Genomic DNA, 18,216 nt, shown 5'->3' on the forward strand with positions numbered 1-18,216 from the left:
CATCATTAAAATGTTTTTACGGTTTAGAAGCTTTTAATTATTTTATAATCAATTTTTTGTGAGATGATTTATTTACAGAGGTTAGTTTAACGATGTAAATTCCGCTACCAAGGTTTCTGAGATTTAAAGTAGTGACTTCGTTTTCGACACTAAGTGAAAACACTTTTTTACCGGTAATATCAAATACAGACAAACTAGTGCTTTGGTCAAATTCTTTGGTTGAAATCGTAACTAAACCATCTGAAGGATTTGGATAAACTTCGAAATTAAAATCTTCAAAAGCTTCATTGTTCAATTGACAAGTTAACGGATTTTCATATTTAGCGATAAACAATCCAGCGTTATTTGGAATTCCATTGTTATTCGAATTCAAAAGAAATTCATTAGTAGGTGACGGATCAAAATCGAGCTGACCTCTGAAACTTCCGGTAATCACCAAATCATTATTTTGGTCTAAAGCAATAGGCAAGTAACCATTAAAGTCAACAAAAACCACATTCCCGAATTTGCCAATATCCATCGACCATAAATGTTCGCCTGAAGAAGAATATGAAGCCACAAAAGCATCGATAGTATTGTTCAAAGTACTCAATATTTTTTCTTCAACAGCAGGATTAAAATCACAATTGCCTTGAAACTCACCCGATACATAAATGTTGTCACAAGGGTCTACAATAACATTGGCAGAGAACGAAGAAGGGAAAAAGGTAGTTTGAGTGCTTGTTGGTGTTCCGAATTGTTTGGTCCAAAGTAAGTCGCCGTTGGTATTGTATTTGGCCAAATAAGAACTGTAAAACCCATTGGTATTCAAAGAAGTTGTAGTAGGTAAAAATGTTGCATTTCCTTTATAAGAACCGGTCATGATGATGTTATTGTTGCTGTCTTTTTTGATGAAAGTCATAAATGCATCGGTTGTACTTGTACCGCTAATGTGACGATTCCAAATGAGCTCACCATTACTAGTGAATTTAGCCAGAAACCCTGAACTGATAGCGCCGAAAGATACCGATTGTGAAGTAATAAAAGTATTGGCTGTTGTACTTGGGTTTAAATCGACGGTTCCTAAAAAGATGCCGCTCAGAAAAATGTTGTTAGCGTCATCCACTTCCAAACCACTAATCAATACTGCTCCATTGCACCTGAATTGTTTTACCCATTCAAAATTTCCGTTGTCTGAAAGCGACAAGAGAAAGCCATCATTGTTGAAAGCTGTCAGTGTTTCGGTTTGTGATACTGAAGGATTAAAATCCATGGTGCTGGCAAAAAGTCCGGAAACTAGTATGGAATTATTCGACTTTTTAAGGGCAAAAGTGGTGACGAAATTTTCTTCAGCATCGTCAAAATATCTGGTCCAAATTTCAATGCCATCGCTATTCCATTTTGAGATAAAGAATCCTCGCGTACTGGTAAAACCGGTTAAGTAAAGGTTGTTGTTGTCATCTATAATCATTGAAGAAGCGCGTTCTTCATTCATATTAGCAAAAGTGGGTTCAATTAGGTTTTTGGCCCAAATAAATTCTCCTGCCGAATTGTATTTAGCCACATAAACATCGGCTTCGCCATCAGTAACATTGACCGTTCCGCCTTGGTAAACTAGCGGGAAACTACCGGTTGTACTGGTGTCAAAATCCACAGTTCCATGGTATAATCCGGTAATGTAAATGTTTCCGTTGCTGTCGGTAACCGTAGAACGTGACCAAACGCCATGTTCGTGTTGGGTTTCCATTGATTTGGCAAATTGCAATGTTGGTGTTTGCCCTAAACTTTTCTCGGGAATAGTTAAAGCGGTCAAAAGTGACAGTAAAGTAATACTTTTGGTAAAAAAATGTTTCATAGCTTTTATTTTTTTGATTTAGTCAAAATTATAAAGCTTGTTTCTTTCTACTCAATTTTTCGGGTTTACATTAGGTAAACACTAACGTAAATAGCTGTATTTAAAGGATTTTATACGCTAAGGATGAAGTCGGTCAAATTTTCCTCAGTGTTCAATTGCAGTTTTTTTCTCAATCGGTGACGTGCTGTTTTGACGCTATCGGGAGAAATATTGAGGATGGAAGCCATTTCTTTGATGGATAGGTTTAATTTGATTAAGGCGCAAATTTTCAGATCGTTAGCACTGATGTCCGGATATTTTTGTTTTAAACGTGTATAGAAGTTTTTGTTCACGCTTTCAAAATAGTTGTCAAAGTCGCGCCAGTTGTTGTCTTGAATGGTGTATTTGCTAACTAGTTTTTTGAGTTCGCTTTCGGAATTTGGCGTTTTTTTGTTGATGATATTCTTGATTTCGTCCAAAATCTCATTTTTCTCAATCATTTGAATAGTTACGGCACTAAGCTGACTTTCTTTGTGTTCAATGTCGTTCTGGAATTGTTGTTCTTTCAGGTTTTTTTGTTCTTCCATCAAGGCAACTAATTCTTCTTTGGTTTTGAGTAATTGCTTGTCGCGTTTGTTGATTCTTTTTAAGAAGAAATACAAAATCGTAAAAATTAGAATTAGTAAGGCTAATAAAGTAATCAAGAGATAATTGGTCAATTTTGACACTTCTTGCTCTTTGGAAATCAGTTCGAGTTTTCTGTTTTTTTCTGAAACTTCAAATTGCACTTCGAGACTTTTTACAATTTGTTCTCTTTCGAAAGAATAAAAACTGTCTTTGATTTGGATGACTTCTTCTTGCAATTGACTCACTTTTTGGAAATCATTTTGCTTCTTTTTTAATTCAATTAAACCTTCTATGGTTTTGATTTCGAATAATTTATCGGTTAAGGGAATAGCTATGATTCTGGCTTTTCCAAAATAATTTTCGGCTACGATAAAGTTATTTTCAAAATTCAAATGCCATTTTCCAAGGGCAATAAGCGCATAAACTTGTGCTTGCTTGTTTTCGGTCTTTTCGGCTAATTCTAATGCTTTTTTAAAGTAATTCAGACTGTTCTCTTTCTGATTTTTTTGCTTCGCCAATTCCCCGAATTTTAAGTAAGTTGTTGGTAAATAAGCAACATTGTTCAGTTTTTCAAATTCATTTAAAGCCAATTTAAAATACTTTTCGGAAGTTTCAGCATCATTCTCTAATTCATATAAACCGCCCAAACTGTTATAAGCCAGGCCCAAAGTTCCGGTGCTGTCTTTTTTGTCTTTGAGTTCGGCTACGACTTCCATGCTTAGTCGCAAGGCGTCTTCATATTTTTTTTGGCGACTGTAAATCGTACTGATGAGTTGTAGGCATTTGTATCGACCTATTTTAGCTTCTTCACCGTTGGTTTTCTCCAATTTTTTGTATTGGTCTAACGATTGTGTGGCAAATTGAAGTCCTTTTTCTAAACTGGAACCATAGGAACAAACACCAAGATAAAACAGTGCATCAGCTTTGTCTTTGATATTTTTGTCTTTGGTCGCTTTTTCATTGGCTTCCCAAAAATGTTTAAAGGCTTCAGTTTCGTTGTCTTTGACAAGTTCGACCCAGCCTTTTTGCAACAACTTGTTCGATGATGTTTGGGTATAGCCATCACCAACGAAGCCAATCACGAGTAAAATCAAAAAGGATTTCCAAGAATTCATAATCCAAAAATAGATTTTTTTGGGTTTACTTATTTAAAATGAGGTTGACATATAGTAAACAACTATAATTTTAGTAAACATTCAGCCGCTTTTTGTAGGGTTTCGTCATCTTTAGCAAAACAAAAACGAATGCATTTAGGGTCATTTCCATTGGCGTAAAAAGTAGAAATCGGAATGGTTGCTATGCCGAATTCGGTGACCAATCTTTTGGTAAAAGCTAAATCATTTTCATCCGAAATATTGGCATAAGAAGCGACCTGAAAGTAAGTGCCTTCGCAAGGCAAAAGTTCGAGTTTAGTGTCTTTAATCAGGTTTCTGAAAAAGTCTCTTTTTTGTTGGTAAAATTGTCCTAAAGCTTTTACGTCAACCAAATCTATATAGTCATTTAGCACATGTTGGGCAATACTACTTACGCTGAAAACCATAAACTGATGCACTTTTTTAATTTCTTTCATTATATTTTCCGGCGCAATGACGTACCCGATTTTCCAACCCGTTATGTGAAATGATTTTCCGAATGACGATACAGAAATACTTCGATGCCATAATTTCGGGCGGTTATGTACTGAAATATGAGGTTGCTCAAAAGTAATGTACTCATAAACTTCATCAGAAAGCACTAAGAGTTTAGGGTGGGTTTCGATTAATTTTTCCAATTGGATAAAATCATTCTCCGTCCACATTTTTCCTGTTGGATTGTGCGGATTGTTGATAATGATGAGTTTGGTTTTTTCATTGGCTGCAGCCGAAATCACTTCCCAATTGGGTGTAAAATCATTGTTGAGTGAAACTCTAACAGGTTTGGCATTGCTTAACAAAATAGGCGCTTCGTAGCAGTCATAACTCGGATCCAGGATAATTACTTCTTCATTGGCTTTAACCAAAGCTTGAATGGTGGCAAAAATACCTTCAGTAGCACCCGCTGTCACAAGGATTTCTTCTTTGGCAAAAACTGCTCTTCCATAAGATTGTTTTGTTAGGATTGCAATTTTTTCCAAAAGCGATGGCAAACCAGACATTGGCGTATATTGATGAATATTTTCTTTGGAAAGTTTTGATAGAATAGCAGTCAATCGTTCATCAATCGAAAAATTTGGGAACCCTTGAGACAGATTAATAGCGTTGTGTTCCGTTGCCATTTGTGACATTACGGTGAATATACTCGTGCCGATATGAGGAAGTTTGGACATGAATTTGTTTTTGGTAAAGATAAAAAAAGCACTTCGATTGAAGTGCTTTCTCAAATATTAAGAATGGTTGTTATTCTTTTTTTGGCTTATTCATTTTTGTTTTTATCTGAGGCCGACATGTCTCTTATACAAACATATTTACCATCTCTTTTTTCAAAAACAGCGATATAGTTTCCGGTGTAAAGCGGAGCGCTGGTTGAATCAGATACTCTGTAATGACCAATTTCTACCACTTGAATACCATCAGTAGAAGGGAAAATTTCATTTACCACAAAAGCAATCTGGTATCCTTTAGGGAAATTCTCTAAGTCATCTTTAATTGACTTTTCGATAGCAGATTTACCCACTAAAGGTGGTTTGTTTTGGGAAAAACTAGTAGCATCTTCTGCATAATATTCTTCAGCTTTGACGGTTCTGTCATTGAACATTTCTGCCATTTTGTTTTCGATAGCCTGAATTTCATTTTTAATTTGTTCTTTATCTATTGCTACTGCTTCTTCTTTTTTGGGTTCGCAGGCAAAAAATAGAATCGAGACGATACTAAGAACGATACCTTTTAACATCATGTTTTTCATAAATTGCTGGTTTTGGTTACTAATTTTGGTTAAAGAACGAGTTTGCTGAATTATAAAAGTAGTGAATAATTTATTGAAAATCAGAAGTGACAGGTTTTTTTTTGTGAAAACCTCAATTTATTTACCAAAAAATAATAATATCAAATCCAACCTTTTTAATAGAAACATTCTCTTAACCATTATAACAGTTTCCGTGTGGAAGCCAAAATAATATTTTTATGAAAAATTCACTCCTATTCTTGTTTGTATTGATTGGAACATTGGTACATGCACAAAATCCTCAGTTAACTGTAAAAGGCAAAGATTCTTCCTTAGTAAGAATGACCCAGATGAAAGTCAGTGTAAAAGTTGTAGGTAATATTGCTTATTCGACTTCGGAAATGCATTTTTTCAACGGATCCAATCGTCAGATGGAAGCCGAGTTATTATTTCCGTTGCCGGAAGGTGTTTCGGTTTCTCGGTATGCTATTGATATAAACGGAAAAATGCGTGAAGCAGTTCCGGTTAATAAAAACAAAGGCAAGCAAGTTTTTGAAGCTATCGAACACCGAAGAGTCGATCCCGGACTATTGGAAAAAGTAGAAGGGAATAATTTTAGAACGCGAATTTATCCTTTAATGCCCGGAAAATCGAGGATTGTTATCATTGGTTATGAACAAGAATTGAGTAATATAGATGCCACTCATTTAGGTTACCAAATGGTCAGTAGTGTTGCCCATGAATTGGATGTTTTTGAACTCAATATATCTATTGTAGGCGCAACTGAAAGGCCGACAGTAACTACCGATGAAGGTACTTTGGCGCTGGAAAATATGAATCAAAATTATCGAGCGTCCATTAAAAGAAATCAATATAAACCTAAAGATAAGCTGCTAATTACTATTCCAATCAGAACTGAAATGCCAAGTGTAGTGGTGCAAACGAAAGACAATCAGCATTTTTTCTATGCCAATACCATTATCGACGGTGGCAAAATTCTCAAAAAGAATCCAACCACTATCGGATTGATTTGGGATAATTCATTAAGTTGTCGCAAACGAGATTTAAAAAAGGAGTTAGAGTTATTGGATGCTTATTTCAGAGGATTGCATAATGTTGAGGTAACCCTTTATTTTTCAGGCTATAATTTTGAAAAGAAAGCTGTTTTTTCAGTGAAGAATGGTGATTGGGAAACCTTGAAAAATGTCTTGAAAGCGACCAAATACGATGGAGGAACGCGTTACTCTAAAATCAAATTACCTCTGCATGATGAGTATTTGTTTTTTACTGATGGATTGTCTTCTTTGAGTGCCAATACTTTGGCTGCGACCAGAAAACCAATGTATACCATAACCTCTTTGGCTTCTTCCGATTATGCCTTTTTAAACTATTATGCTGTAAAAACCGGTGGTGCTTTTGTTAATTTAAACGATTTAAATGTAGAGGAAGCACTAAGCAAAATGGTTTTTCAAACCATGAAATTTTTAGGAGTAAAGGATAATTATATGGTGATTGAGATGTATCCGATGATAGGCACTCCGGTTTCGGGAAGTTTTAGTATGTGCGGAATTTCTTTGAAAGATAAACAAGAAGTAACCTTACTTTTTGGTTATGATGAAAAACCTATTTTGGAAAAAACTATAACTGTAGAGGCTCAGCAACAAGCCGATAATGAGGTGAGTATTGAAAAGCTATGGGCACAAAAAAAGATTGCCAATTTGGGATTACAATACAAACAAAATGCAGAAGAGATTGAAACTTTAGGCAAAAAATATGGTATCGTAACTGAGAATACTTCATTGATAGTTTTGGAAAATCTACACGATTATATACAATATGACATCGTGCCTCCGGCAGAGTTGCGTCCCGAGTTTGATCGTTTGTTAAAGCAACAAATCGCTAATGCACAGGCTAAAAAATACAGCAATTGGGAAAATGTGGCAAACTATTATGAAACACTTTTAGCTTGGTGGAATAAGGATGTAAAGTTCAGTCCGCCCAAGCCAATTCCGGCACCAAAAAAATCATCAAGACAAAACGGAAATATCAGTGGCATCATCTCGGATTCAACAGGGCCGTTACCTGGAGCCAATATAGCGGTAAAAGGAACCAATAGAAATACTCAAACTGATTTTGATGGGAAATACAGTATCAATGCCAATCGAGGTGAAACGCTGGTGGTTTCGTTTGTTGGTTATGAAAATTCAGAAGTTAGAATTGGTAATAGCGCCACTTATAATGTAAGGATGAGAGATAATGTCAGATTAGAAGAAGTGGTTGTTCAGGGTTATAGAATGAATGACAATAGTGACAAAGAGGAAGTAGAAGATGACTTGGTTAAAGAAAAACGAAGCGTTGTATCTAATTCAACTACCGTAGTTACTGCTAGATCTATTGAGAGCAGACCTAATGCTAATATTATTCAATCTTTAGAAGGCAAAGTTCCTGGTTTAAATATTACTGGTGGTAGCCATTCTTTGGATAATAATAAAGGTTTTTTAAATGATAAAAACATTAAATTGACACAATGGAGTCCGGACAGAGTATACTTGAAAGCATTAGCTGTGGCACCGGTAGACAAAAAATATGATTTGTATCTGGATTTAAGAGAAGGTCAAGAAACCAATCCGAGTTTTTATTTTGATGTAGCCAATTATTTTTATGACAACGGGAATAAATCGATGGCACTATTGGTGTTAAGTAATATAGCCGATTTAAGTTTGGAAAACCACCAACTCTACAAATCGTTAACTTATCTTTTAAGACAATGGGAAGCATACGAGGACGCTTTGTACACAGCAACCCAAGTGGCCAAATGGAGAATCCACGAACCACAAGCCCATCGCGATTTAGCTTTGACATTAGAAGACAACAAACAATACCAAGCAGCTTTTGATGAATTAATCAAAGGTTTAGAAGTGAGTTATTACGGAGAAATGCGGGGTCAGTATGAAGGTGTTGAAGATATTATTCTAATGGACATCAACCGAATGGTTTCTCAACATAAAAGTATAAAAATAGGAAAATTAGACAAAAAATACGTAACCCAAATGCCGGTAGGTGTGAGAATCATTTTGAATTGGAACCAAATGGATACGGATATTGATTTACATGTAATCGAACCAACAGGTGAGGAGTGTTATTATGCACATCGTGATACACAAGCCGGCGCAAGATTCTCTAAAGATTTTACACAAGGTTACGGTCCGGAACAATATTTATTGAGAAATGCCGTTAAAGGTAAATACACTATTAAGACCAATTATTTTGGTGAAAGCACTTTAACCGAAAACGGTCCGGCTACTGTAATGGTGGAGATATATATTACTAAGAATGGGGTGACCGAAAGAACTTTGCAAACCATACAATTGGGTAAAGTGAAAGAAAATCAAAGTTTAGCAGAAATTACTGTAATATAATCAATTAAATTGTGGTTAATTGATGAAAGCAGTCTCTGAATTTTTTCGGGGCTGCTTTTTTTGTAGGTACAATAGTAATCTGTTCTAATTACCTTTTCAAAGTAAAATGACCTTTTAAAATTCGACCGTCTTCCCGATGCACTACAAACCAATAGTCATCAGAAAATAATTGTTTCCCATTAAGTGTTCCGTCCCAACCTATGCTTCCCGAAGGAAATCCGGTTATGAGTTTTCCATAACGGTCAAAAATATAAACCTGAAAATGAGGTTCGTTATCGGAATGTTTTACATACCAATAGTCGTGAATACCATCGCCATTCGGAGTGAAATAATGAGGGTAATTGAGTAGCCAAACAACTTGTGTTACCACTCGGCAACCATTCGTATCACGAACATAAACAGTGTAAAGTCCGGGAATCAGTTGCGTAAAATTAGGATTACTTTGGTAGTTAATGCCATCTATGGAATATTCAAAATCACCTGATTGGGTTGTAATGACGGTAATACTATTTTCATTAGCGGTCCAATCATGCAACTCTATACGGTCAATCTCAGGAACAGTTACTATCGTTACTGCAATATCCTTGGAAACTACACAACTTTGTGGTATATTATTACATAAACCATAAGTGTTCGTTGCGGTAACTGTGACATTGGTTGTGCCTAGCTCACTGATGGTAACAGAATTGGTGTTAAGCCCGGTTGACCACGAATAGGTCGTTGTGGGAAGATTGCCAATACCGGCATCAAGTAAAACCGGTTGACCATCGCAAAGGGAATACTCAGAGTTTAAATTAATAGCTGGGTTTTGGCCACTAATTAAGTCAAATGAACCTGTTTGATAGCAATTGGGAAACTGGTTAAAAATCAATCTCACATAAATTGTTTGAGGATTTGTAGTTGGATTGAAAGCTGTAATATTGGTAATAGGATTGGTATTATTTTCGGCATTTGTCTGGCTTGTGAAATATGAAATGGTATAATTAGATGGTGATTGTATACCAAGTATTGAGGCTGCTTGTGTAGACAAATTAAAAGTTTCATTACCTGTTATTACAGTAGAACAGCTAAACAAATTACAAGTTGGGTAAACCACCACAAGTGATTCCAAATCAGACACATCAAAGGTTCTTATAATGGTATTGCCACAGTTGTCTTCTATCTGGAATTTATAGATGGCGGGTTCCAAATTTTGAAAGATGTTCGAGGAACCATTATCAAGGAAAAACGGTAATCCATCTTTTTCAACAATGGTGAAATGTAAAGGAGGTTCGCCACTGGTAAAAAGAATTACATCAAGGTTTCCATTGGTTGAGCAAGGTACCCGATACACATCATTAATAGCCAAAACCCTGTCGAAAGTCAATTCAGGCGATAAGATTTCTATACAGTCTTTGATTTGGTTAGAGACTAAGTTATTGTTGATGTCACTGCCATTATTATAAGAAGTGAAATGATGCACAATTCTGAACCTACCATTGAAAATTAGGTTTGGATTAATCGTGTTATTCATCAATTCAATACCAGTAGAAGAATTGGGTACAGTACCAGGACTATAGGGTTCTTCAGTTTCGGGATGCCCCCATGTTCCGCTATTAGGGTCAAGTAATTTTTGCAACCAAAAGGTTTGGCCGGCAGTTAGATTACTAATAAAATTGAGCGGAACATCAAACGCTCCACAGCCTATGGTTAATGAAAAATCGCTAGTGGTTACTGTATAGCCTTCCATTAAAACGGTCGTGTCGTTGGTGAATCCGCAATTGTCTACTGTTCTGAACGTATAAGTTCCGGCGGGCAGATTGTTTAGGTAAAATTTTCCGGAAGCCACAATATTATTGGAAACATCAAAAGGTAACGGAAAATTAAATGTGCTAGGAGCATTTAAAACAATAACCGAAGTTAGATTGCCGTTACTGCTGCTCATTTCGATGGAACTTCTGCCACGATCACAACCGTGCAATAGCTCTGTCATTACCCCTAAATCATTATAGGCCGGAACCGTGACTTGCAGCGGATCATGAACAAAACCACATTCATCTGTAACCACTACAGTATAATCGCCAACCGGTACCGGGCTGACTACCAAAACGCCACCTGCATTAATAAAACTGCTTACATCATGTGGTAACGGAAAAGAATAGGCTGAAGGAGCTACTGTAATAACGGCATTTATGATATCCCGACCATCTACAAAGGCTATGATTTGCCCGCTAGTTGACTGACAGCCATTGTTGTTTCCCACAATATTGGCTGTTGGAAGTTCATAGATTACTTCAAAATTTATTGTCTCGGTTTTGCCACAAGTATCGGTAACGGTAACGGTATAATTGCCTTCTGGAACCGATTGCGAGTCACTTCCAAAAGTTACACTCGGCAAGGTGTAAGGTCCGGGATAAGCACTGTTGAAAAAAGCAGGGTTAAATCCGGAAGGGAAGGCATCAAAGTTTAGTGTATAAGACCCAGCAAAATTAGAAGTATTGAGAACAAAGAAGTACAGGCATTCTTCATCTTCAACAGTTGATTCAATTGTAATGATATTACTGATGGCGAAATTGTTGGTATAGGTCACTCCACAAGCATCAGTGATGATCATTTCATAAGTATAATCGTCGTTGATGAAATAAGGGAATGTTTGCGAAACAGTTACAGCCGTTGGATTTCCCGAGTTTAATATTTGTGTATTACTCGTTGTTCCTCCGGGTAGATAAAGGATGTATTGAACCTGAATGGGATAAGCTATCACATTGCCCGGCGATGGTGTTAAAGTATTAGAGACCACTATTGAGTTACAAGATGGAGGAACCGTTTCTGAATAAACAGGCTCACCTACGTTCAGGCTGGCCGGGTTGACCGTAACAATAAAGGTTTGAACCAACGCATTTCCGCAATTGTCAATTACCCGAATTCGGTAAGTGCCCGCCGGAACTCCTGAAAATGTATTAGAAGTTTGAACAGGAAAGGTAACCGGACCAAAAAAGATTTCGTAGGTAGCCGCAGTACCTGAACTGGTAATAACCGTAACATTACTAGTATTAGAACACGCTTGATTGAGTACTTGAACCGAATAGGACAAAGCGGTAACCGTGCTGTTGATGGTTACATCAGTTTCCTTGGCAGTAGTTATGCCACCAACAGTTTCTCTGGCAATTATCCGATAGGTGCCTGCGGTTAGTCCGCTAATAAAATTAGTGGTTAATGAGGCATAAGGAGTTGTAAGATTGGGCAATTTATAAACCACAAATACAATAGAGCCAGCGGGATCAGCGTCGAAAACATTAAAAGTTAAGGTGCCATTACCGGCACAAGTTTCATGGGTTGGGGTTACAGTAAATGAAAAGCTAAAGCCTGCTGTGGGGCAAAGCAAAAGCCATACAATTGTTAGTCTGTAAAACCAAGTTTTCATAGCATCTTGTAGCGATAATAGTATAGGTTACTATTGATTTTTAATTAATCGGACTTTAAAAGTATGAAAATTAGGTGAATATGAAAAGAGAAACTGTGATTTAACTTTTTTTGGAAGCCCTGAATTTTGGTTTTAAAATAAAAATTTAGTTTATTATGTTGTAGCTATTTAATTCAAAGTACAAGCTTGCTTCATAATCATAACATTCCACTCATTATTATCCTCTTTGATCAACATTTCAACTTGAATCTCTTTTTCATACACAGAAAAAATCAATTTTTGAATGTTGGCTACTTTGAAGTTCGACAGTGTTCTTTGATTTTGATTAAGAAAAGGATGTTTGTTAAGCACTATTTCCTGTAAAGCTTTAAAGGTATTAGGATTGTCATTTTTGGCTAAGGTAAGGGTAAACTCAACACATTTTTTACGGATGGTGTTGAGGGTTTTCATCTCTATTCGAATAGGATTTACTTCAAGGTTGTTGCCGGTTGGCGTAAGGATTTTGGTTTTTTCATCAACACTGAATTCTTGCAAGATTTCCTTGGGAATCATAACATTCAAGGCTGCTTTGGGAATGGCAATTGTGGTTTCATAACTGACTACTTCGTCTATATAATCGGAAGCATTATCGTTAGCATATTTTTTGAAGAAGCCCAAGAAATTTTGCGTTTCTTTTTTTTGGTCTTTGGTTTTGATATAAATATCATATAAAACACTTGAACAATATTTATTAGTTTGTTGGTACACTTGCGTTACAATACTTTTGAGGATTGATTTATCGTTTTTTTCATCGACTACTATTTTAACTTTAGCCTCTTTTTTTAAATCATCAGTCAATCTTTGGATAGCGGTTTTTTTCTTGTCGTTCCAATCAGAGATGTATCGGTTGATGAATTCAGCCAAAACCTGTTCTTCTGAAAGATTGAAAATCATCAAGCCCAGTTCGTATTTTTGTTTGAAGTTTTTCGGGTCATATTTATTGGGGTCAAAACTTCTGAAATACGCCAATATTCTGAATTTCTGTTCCATTTGAATATTAATCGGCACAGAAAAATCGGGTTTGTCCTTGTTGATGATGAGTTCAAAACCGGAATTCCCGAGTTTAAAGGTGTTTTGTCTTTTAAAAATTAACCCCATGCTTTGAAAAGACGCATCACCTCTTGGACTAACTGAATGCTGCAAGTCTTTGTAGAAAACTGCTTGGGTCAGGTTTTTTATCCAAATGTCATAGTAATTAAAATCAGCGGGCATTTGCTTGTCGAAAGGTTCCGAAAAAAGATTTTTTAGGGAAGGATAATACCTGTTGGTGTTTTGTGCCGATAGGGTAAAGGCAAATAATAATCCGAAAGTCAGCAGTATTCTTTTCATGTGTTTTTATTAAATGAAACAATCCCAACTTGTGTCGGGATTGGTATTTAAATATAATTATGAGTTAGTCTTCCAACAATACCTCCAAAATACTAATTGCTGCCTCACTAATTTTCGTTCCCGGGCCAAAAACCGCCACGGCTCCGGCATCAAACAAAAACTGATAATCTTGTGCCGGGATTACCCCGCCAACAATCACCATAATGTCTTCGCGACCGTATTTTTTTAGCTCTTCAATCACTTGAGGCACTAGGGTTTTATGTCCGGCTGCTAATGAGGAAACCCCTAAGATGTGTACATCATTTTCCACAGCTTGTTTGGCTGCTTCTTCCGGAGTTTGGAATAGTGGTCCGATGTCTACATCAAAACCTACGTCGGCATAACCGGTGGCGACTACTTTGGCACCGCGGTCGTGACCGTCTTGTCCCATTTTGGCAATCATAATACGCGGTCGGCGACCTTCTTTCTTAGCGAAAGCGTCGGCTAATTGTTTGGCTTTTTCAAAGCTCTCGTCGTTTTTAATTTCTTTACTGTACACGCCGCTAAAACTTCTGATTTGTGCTTTATAGCGTCCGAAAACTTCTTCTAAGGCATCACTGATTTCTCCCAATGTGGCTCGGTTTCGGGCTGCTTCTACGGCTAAAGATAACAAATTATCGTTTCCGTTTTTCGCACAGTCGGTTAATTTGGCCAAACACGCTTTGACTTTATCGTTGTCACGTGTGGCTTTTATTTTTTGTAATTGTTCGATTTGTTGTTTGCGCACCATTTGGTTATCGACATCCAAAATATGTAACGGATCTTCTTTGTCCAAACGGTATTTGTTTACGCCTACAATAATATCTTGTGAACTATCGATACGTGCTTGTTTACGCGCCGCGGCTTCTTCGATACGCAACTTCGGAATTCCGGCTTCAATGGCTTTGGTCATGCCACCTAAAGCTTCTACTTCTTCGATTAGTGCCCAAGCTTTTTCGGCAATTTCGGCGGTTAAACTTTCAACGTAATAACTGCCGGCCCAAGGGTCAACGGTTTTACAGATTTTGGTTTCTTCCTGTAAAAAGATTTGTGTATTTCTGGCAATTCGTGCCGAGAAATCGGTTGGTAAAGCAATCGCTTCATCTAAGGCATTGGTATGTAAAGATTGCGTTCCGCCAAAAGCAGCCGCAGCGGCTTCAACGGCTGTTCGAGCCACATTATTAAAAGGGTCTTGTTCGGTTAAACTCCAACCCGAAGTTTGGCAATGCGTTCTGAGTGCCAGTGATTTTTCGTCCTTTGGATTAAATTGTTTTAAAAGTTTTGCCCATAACATTCTTCCGGCGCGCATTTTGGCAATTTCCATAAAATGATTCATCCCGATGGCCCAAAAGAACGAAAGACGAGGAGCGAATTCATCAATCTTCATTCCGGTAGCCAAGCCGGTTCGGATGTATTCTAAACCATCGGCTAGAGTGTATGCCAATTCAATATCGGCAGTTGCTCCGGCTTCTTGCATGTGGTAACCCGAAATGGATATCGAGTTGAATTTGGGCATTTTCTTGCTGGTATATTCAAAGATATCGGCTATGATTTTCATCGAAGGTGTTGGCGGATAGATATAAGTATTCCTAACCATAAACTCCTTGAGAATATCATTTTGTATTGTTCCTGAAAGTAATTCCGGTGCCACGCCTTGTTCTTCGGCAGCTACTATATAAAAAGCCATGATGGGTAAAACCGCACCGTTCATGGTCATGGAAACCGACATTTCATCTAGTGGAATTTGGTCAAACAAAACCTTCATGTCTTCCACAGAATCTATGGCAACGCCTGCTTTTCCAACATCTCCTACCACTCTTTCATGGTCTGAATCATACCCTCGGTGCGTGGCTAAATCGAAAGCGACAGACAAGCCTTTTTGTCCGGCGGCTAAGTTTCGTCTGTAAAACGCATTACTCTCTTCGGCAGTAGAGAATCCGGCATATTGGCGAATCGTCCAAGGACGGCGAACGTACATGGTGGCATACGGACCGCGAAGATTAGGCGCAAAACCGGCTCCGAAACCTAAGTGTTCTAAATCGGTGATGTCTTTTTTAGAGTAGGTTGGTTTTAAATCAATATCTTCTGCAGTCTTGAAATTAGCACTTTCCGAACTATTGCCTTTTGCCTTTTGCCTTTTGCCTATCTGTAAATGTTGAATATCCTTTCTCATGATTATGCTTCTTGGGATAAACGTTCTTGCTCTAATTTTTCTGCCAAACGCTTTTCAATAATCGGGGTGATTAAAGTTTTGCGTGGGTTTTGTTTCACGAAGGGATACAATTCCAAATCGTGTTTCATTTTGTCGTTTTTGTTAGGGTATTTGTTGGTGCCCAATAAAACTTCTTTGCCGCTATCGAATAATTCTTGCTCTTTGGCGGCGCTTTCGCTGATTTTCTTTTGGATATTGCCTTCGATTAATTGGGTAATCAAACCGCCATTGGTTTCGATGTCTTTGAATAAAAGCAATGCTTTTTCGGCCAATTGTTCTGTTAAAGATTCGATGTAATAAGCACCATCGGCTGCGTTGTTGACTTTGTCAAAATAGCTTTCGTGTTTTAGTACTAATAATTGGTTGCGCGCAATACGGTCGCCAAATTCATTGTCTTTGTGGTATAAAGCGTCGTAAGGCAAATTCGCTATACTATCGGCACCGCCTAAAATAGCGCTCATGCATTCGGTGGTAGTGCGCAGCATGTTGACATTGTAATCGTATAGTGTTTTGTTGCGCTTGGTTGGCGTAACGATAATATGGCAGTCGAAATTATGATTGTATTCCTTAGCCAATGTGTTGAATAACAAACGAAGCGAACGCAATTTGGCGATTTCAAAAAAGTAATTAGTGCCAACGGCTACTTCAATTGTTATCGGTTGGTTGAGGTTGGCTATTCGATTAAAATATTCATTAGCGTGTGCCAAAGTGTATGCGAGTTGCTGTACCATATTGGCACCGGCATTTTGATAGGTTCCGCTTGTAATGTTTAAGAATGGCATGGCTGCTTTAGAAGCAATTGTATTTAGTTTGTCAAAATCTTTGTTTAAATTTTCAAACCAATTGCCGTCTCTAACCAATTGTCCGATTGGGTCGATTTGGGTAGCAATGTTGTAATTATTCTTTGTTTTGAAATCAATGATTTTATTTACGAAATCGATTGAAAGGAAAGGCAAATAAAAAAAATATTGGGTTTTACCCTGAGGAAGGTTTTTCATTAACTCTTCTACTGAAATGGAATCATTTTCAATAGTAAAACGGATATTTTCGGCACCACGATTTAAGGTGTCTAAAGCGCGTTCGTTTGATTTTTTAACATCGTGAACGAAAATATTTTGAAGAATTGAAAAAGCATTTTCACTTGAAGTAATTTCAAATTTTGTTTCCGTTTCATCATAATGATAAAACGGTTTCACTTTGATGCCTTCCGGACTTTCCCAAACTAATGTTTCGTTATAATCGGCGCCTTTGAGTTCGTATTGAATTTGTTGTTTCCATTGTTTGGAAGACACCGGTTCAAACTCATTGAATAAATTGTCAGCCATGATGGTAGTTATAAAGATTTTGACTTAGATTGTTCTTCTTTTAGAGAATCTTCTTCAAATTCGATGATGTAAACGTCTTCGCTGTCGCGTTTCATATAGTATTTTTCGCGAGCGTACTTTTCTATTTGGTCAGGATTTTTAAGGAGTTTGATGTTTTCTTCATCTTTTCTGATTTCGTCCTGATAGTATTTTTTATTGTCTTCTAATTCGTCTATTTGTTTGTTCAAGACACGTTGTTCCATATAGGAAGTATTGTCTATAAAAAGCATCCAAACGATAAAAAAACACAACACAATAACGTATCGGTTACCCAAAATTTTTAGGATAGGATAGGTATCGGTTAGGTTTTTAAAGAAGCTCATGTAATCGTTTTTAGGTAATTCGTTGGTTGATTACGGCACGAACCACATCAATGGCAACAGTATTGTATTTGTCATTCGGAATGATAATATCAGCAAACACTTTGGTTGGTTCGATGAACTGTTGGTGCATTGGTTTTAAAGTCGTTTGGTAACGGTTTAACACTTCTTCCATATCACGACCGCGTTCGGCAATGTCTCTTTTTAGTCTTCGAATTAAACGTTCGTCTGAATCGGCATGGACAAATACTTTGACGTCAAATAAATCGCGAAGTTCCGGGTTGGTTAAAATCAAAATTCCTTCAACAATCATTACTTTTCTGGGATGTGTAACGATGCTGTCATCGGTCCTGTTGTGTGTGATAAAAGAATAAACCGGTTGTTCAATGGTTTTACCTGCTTTTAAATCTTTTAGGTGTTGTACCAAAAGGTCAAAATCAATGGCGCGGGGATGATCAAAATTGATTAAGGCTCTTTCTTCAAAACTCAGATTATTATTGTCTTTATAATAAGAGTCTTGAGAAATGACACCCACTTCTGTTTCGGGTAATTCATTCATAATTTGGTGAACTACGGTCGTTTTTCCACTTCCTGTTCCTCCGGCAATTCCGATAATCAGCATATGTTGTTGTGTTATTTTTACTGAGAACAAAAATAGAAATTATATCGGAAGAGAATTTTATTTTTTTGAGAAAAGAGAAAAGAAAATAGAGAAAAGAAAATAGAGAAAAGAAAATGGAGGCAAGAGAGAAGAAACTTCAACGAGTTGAGGTGTTTTTACAGGATTAAATATACTGAGTTATGGCTCAATTA

At 37.1% G+C, this 18,216-nt stretch carries 11 protein-coding genes; 1 reads left to right on the forward strand and 10 read right to left on the reverse strand.

Annotated features, from left to right (window positions below):
• Positions 1 to 37: 37 nt before the first annotated feature.
• From ACK4R1_RS09395 to ACK4R1_RS09410, 4 genes are all read right to left on the reverse strand, one after another.
• Entirely contained in the window at positions 38 to 1,834 is a 1,797-nt protein-coding gene (locus ACK4R1_RS09395) for a T9SS type A sorting domain-containing protein (protein WP_409686209.1), read from the reverse strand.
• A 110-nt stretch (positions 1,835 to 1,944) separates the two neighbouring features.
• Positions 1,945 to 3,555 (reverse strand): transcriptional regulator, encoded by a 1,611-nt coding sequence (locus ACK4R1_RS09400; protein ID WP_409686211.1) that lies wholly within the window; start codon positions 3,553 to 3,555, stop codon positions 1,945 to 1,947.
• Positions 3,556 to 3,617: 62 nt separating this feature from the next.
• Positions 3,618 to 4,745, reverse strand: coding sequence for a methionine aminotransferase (locus ACK4R1_RS09405; protein ID WP_409686213.1), 1,128 nt, complete (start codon positions 4,743 to 4,745; stop codon positions 3,618 to 3,620).
• An 86-nt stretch (positions 4,746 to 4,831) separates the two neighbouring features.
• Complete coding sequence (locus tag ACK4R1_RS09410) at positions 4,832 to 5,320, reverse strand: YybH family protein (protein WP_409686215.1); 489 nt, start codon at positions 5,318 to 5,320, stop codon at positions 4,832 to 4,834.
• Positions 5,321 to 5,538: 218 nt separating this feature from the next.
• Here ACK4R1_RS09410 and ACK4R1_RS09415 point away from each other — a divergent pair, with 218 nt between their 5' ends.
• Positions 5,539 to 8,718 (forward strand): VIT domain-containing protein, encoded by a 3,180-nt coding sequence (locus ACK4R1_RS09415; protein ID WP_409686217.1) that lies wholly within the window; start codon positions 5,539 to 5,541, stop codon positions 8,716 to 8,718.
• A gap of 88 nt (positions 8,719 to 8,806) precedes the next feature.
• On the opposite strand, the gene ACK4R1_RS09420 is transcribed toward ACK4R1_RS09415, so the two are convergent.
• The 6 genes from ACK4R1_RS09420 to udk all read right to left on the reverse strand — a co-directional run bounded on the left by ACK4R1_RS09420 (position 8,807) and on the right by udk (position 18,025).
• Entirely contained in the window at positions 8,807 to 12,121 is a 3,315-nt protein-coding gene (locus ACK4R1_RS09420) for a T9SS type B sorting domain-containing protein (protein ID WP_409686219.1), read from the reverse strand.
• A gap of 168 nt (positions 12,122 to 12,289) precedes the next feature.
• Entirely contained in the window at positions 12,290 to 13,489 is a 1,200-nt protein-coding gene (locus ACK4R1_RS09425; protein ID WP_409686221.1) for a hypothetical protein, read from the reverse strand.
• Between the two features lie 64 nt (positions 13,490 to 13,553).
• Entirely contained in the window at positions 13,554 to 15,683 is a 2,130-nt protein-coding gene (gene scpA / locus ACK4R1_RS09430; protein ID WP_409686312.1) for a methylmalonyl-CoA mutase, read from the reverse strand.
• Positions 15,683 to 17,044, reverse strand: coding sequence for a methylmalonyl-CoA mutase subunit beta (locus ACK4R1_RS09435; protein ID WP_409686222.1), 1,362 nt, complete (start codon positions 17,042 to 17,044; stop codon positions 15,683 to 15,685). Before ACK4R1_RS09435 ends, scpA begins: the two co-directional genes overlap by 1 nt.
• An 8-nt stretch (positions 17,045 to 17,052) precedes the next feature.
• On the reverse strand, positions 17,053 to 17,406 hold the full coding sequence (locus ACK4R1_RS09440) for an FtsB family cell division protein (protein WP_409686223.1): 354 nt from the start codon (positions 17,404 to 17,406) through the stop codon (positions 17,053 to 17,055).
• A 10-nt stretch (positions 17,407 to 17,416) separates the two neighbouring features.
• Positions 17,417 to 18,025, reverse strand: a complete 609-nt coding sequence (udk, locus tag ACK4R1_RS09445) for a uridine kinase (RefSeq protein WP_409686224.1) — start codon at positions 18,023 to 18,025, stop codon at positions 17,417 to 17,419.
• Positions 18,026 to 18,216 lie beyond the last annotated feature (191 nt).

Origin of the sequence: Flavobacterium sp. (assembly GCF_046293665.1) — a bacterium.
Lineage (GTDB): Bacteria > Bacteroidota > Bacteroidia > Flavobacteriales > Flavobacteriaceae > Flavobacterium.

Coding starts and splice junctions, on each gene's coding strand:
- ACK4R1_RS09435 (WP_409686222.1), bottom strand. CDS start 17,044: ATGGCTGACAATTTATTCAATGAGTTTGAACCGGTGTCTTCCAAACAA.
- ACK4R1_RS09400 (WP_409686211.1), bottom strand. CDS start 3,555: ATGAATTCTTGGAAATCCTTTTTGATTTTACTCGTGATTGGCTTCGTT.
- ACK4R1_RS09420 (WP_409686219.1), bottom strand. CDS start 12,121: ATGAAAACTTGGTTTTACAGACTAACAATTGTATGGCTTTTGCTTTGC.
- ACK4R1_RS09425 (WP_409686221.1), bottom strand. CDS start 13,489: ATGAAAAGAATACTGCTGACTTTCGGATTATTATTTGCCTTTACCCTA.
- udk (WP_409686224.1), bottom strand. CDS start 18,025: ATGCTGATTATCGGAATTGCCGGAGGAACAGGAAGTGGAAAAACGACC.
- ACK4R1_RS09405 (WP_409686213.1), bottom strand. CDS start 4,745: ATGTCCAAACTTCCTCATATCGGCACGAGTATATTCACCGTAATGTCA.
- ACK4R1_RS09395 (WP_409686209.1), bottom strand. CDS start 1,834: ATGAAACATTTTTTTACCAAAAGTATTACTTTACTGTCACTTTTGACC.
- ACK4R1_RS09440 (WP_409686223.1), bottom strand. CDS start 17,406: ATGAGCTTCTTTAAAAACCTAACCGATACCTATCCTATCCTAAAAATT.
- ACK4R1_RS09410 (WP_409686215.1), bottom strand. CDS start 5,320: ATGAAAAACATGATGTTAAAAGGTATCGTTCTTAGTATCGTCTCGATT.
- ACK4R1_RS09415 (WP_409686217.1), top strand. CDS start 5,539: ATGAAAAATTCACTCCTATTCTTGTTTGTATTGATTGGAACATTGGTA.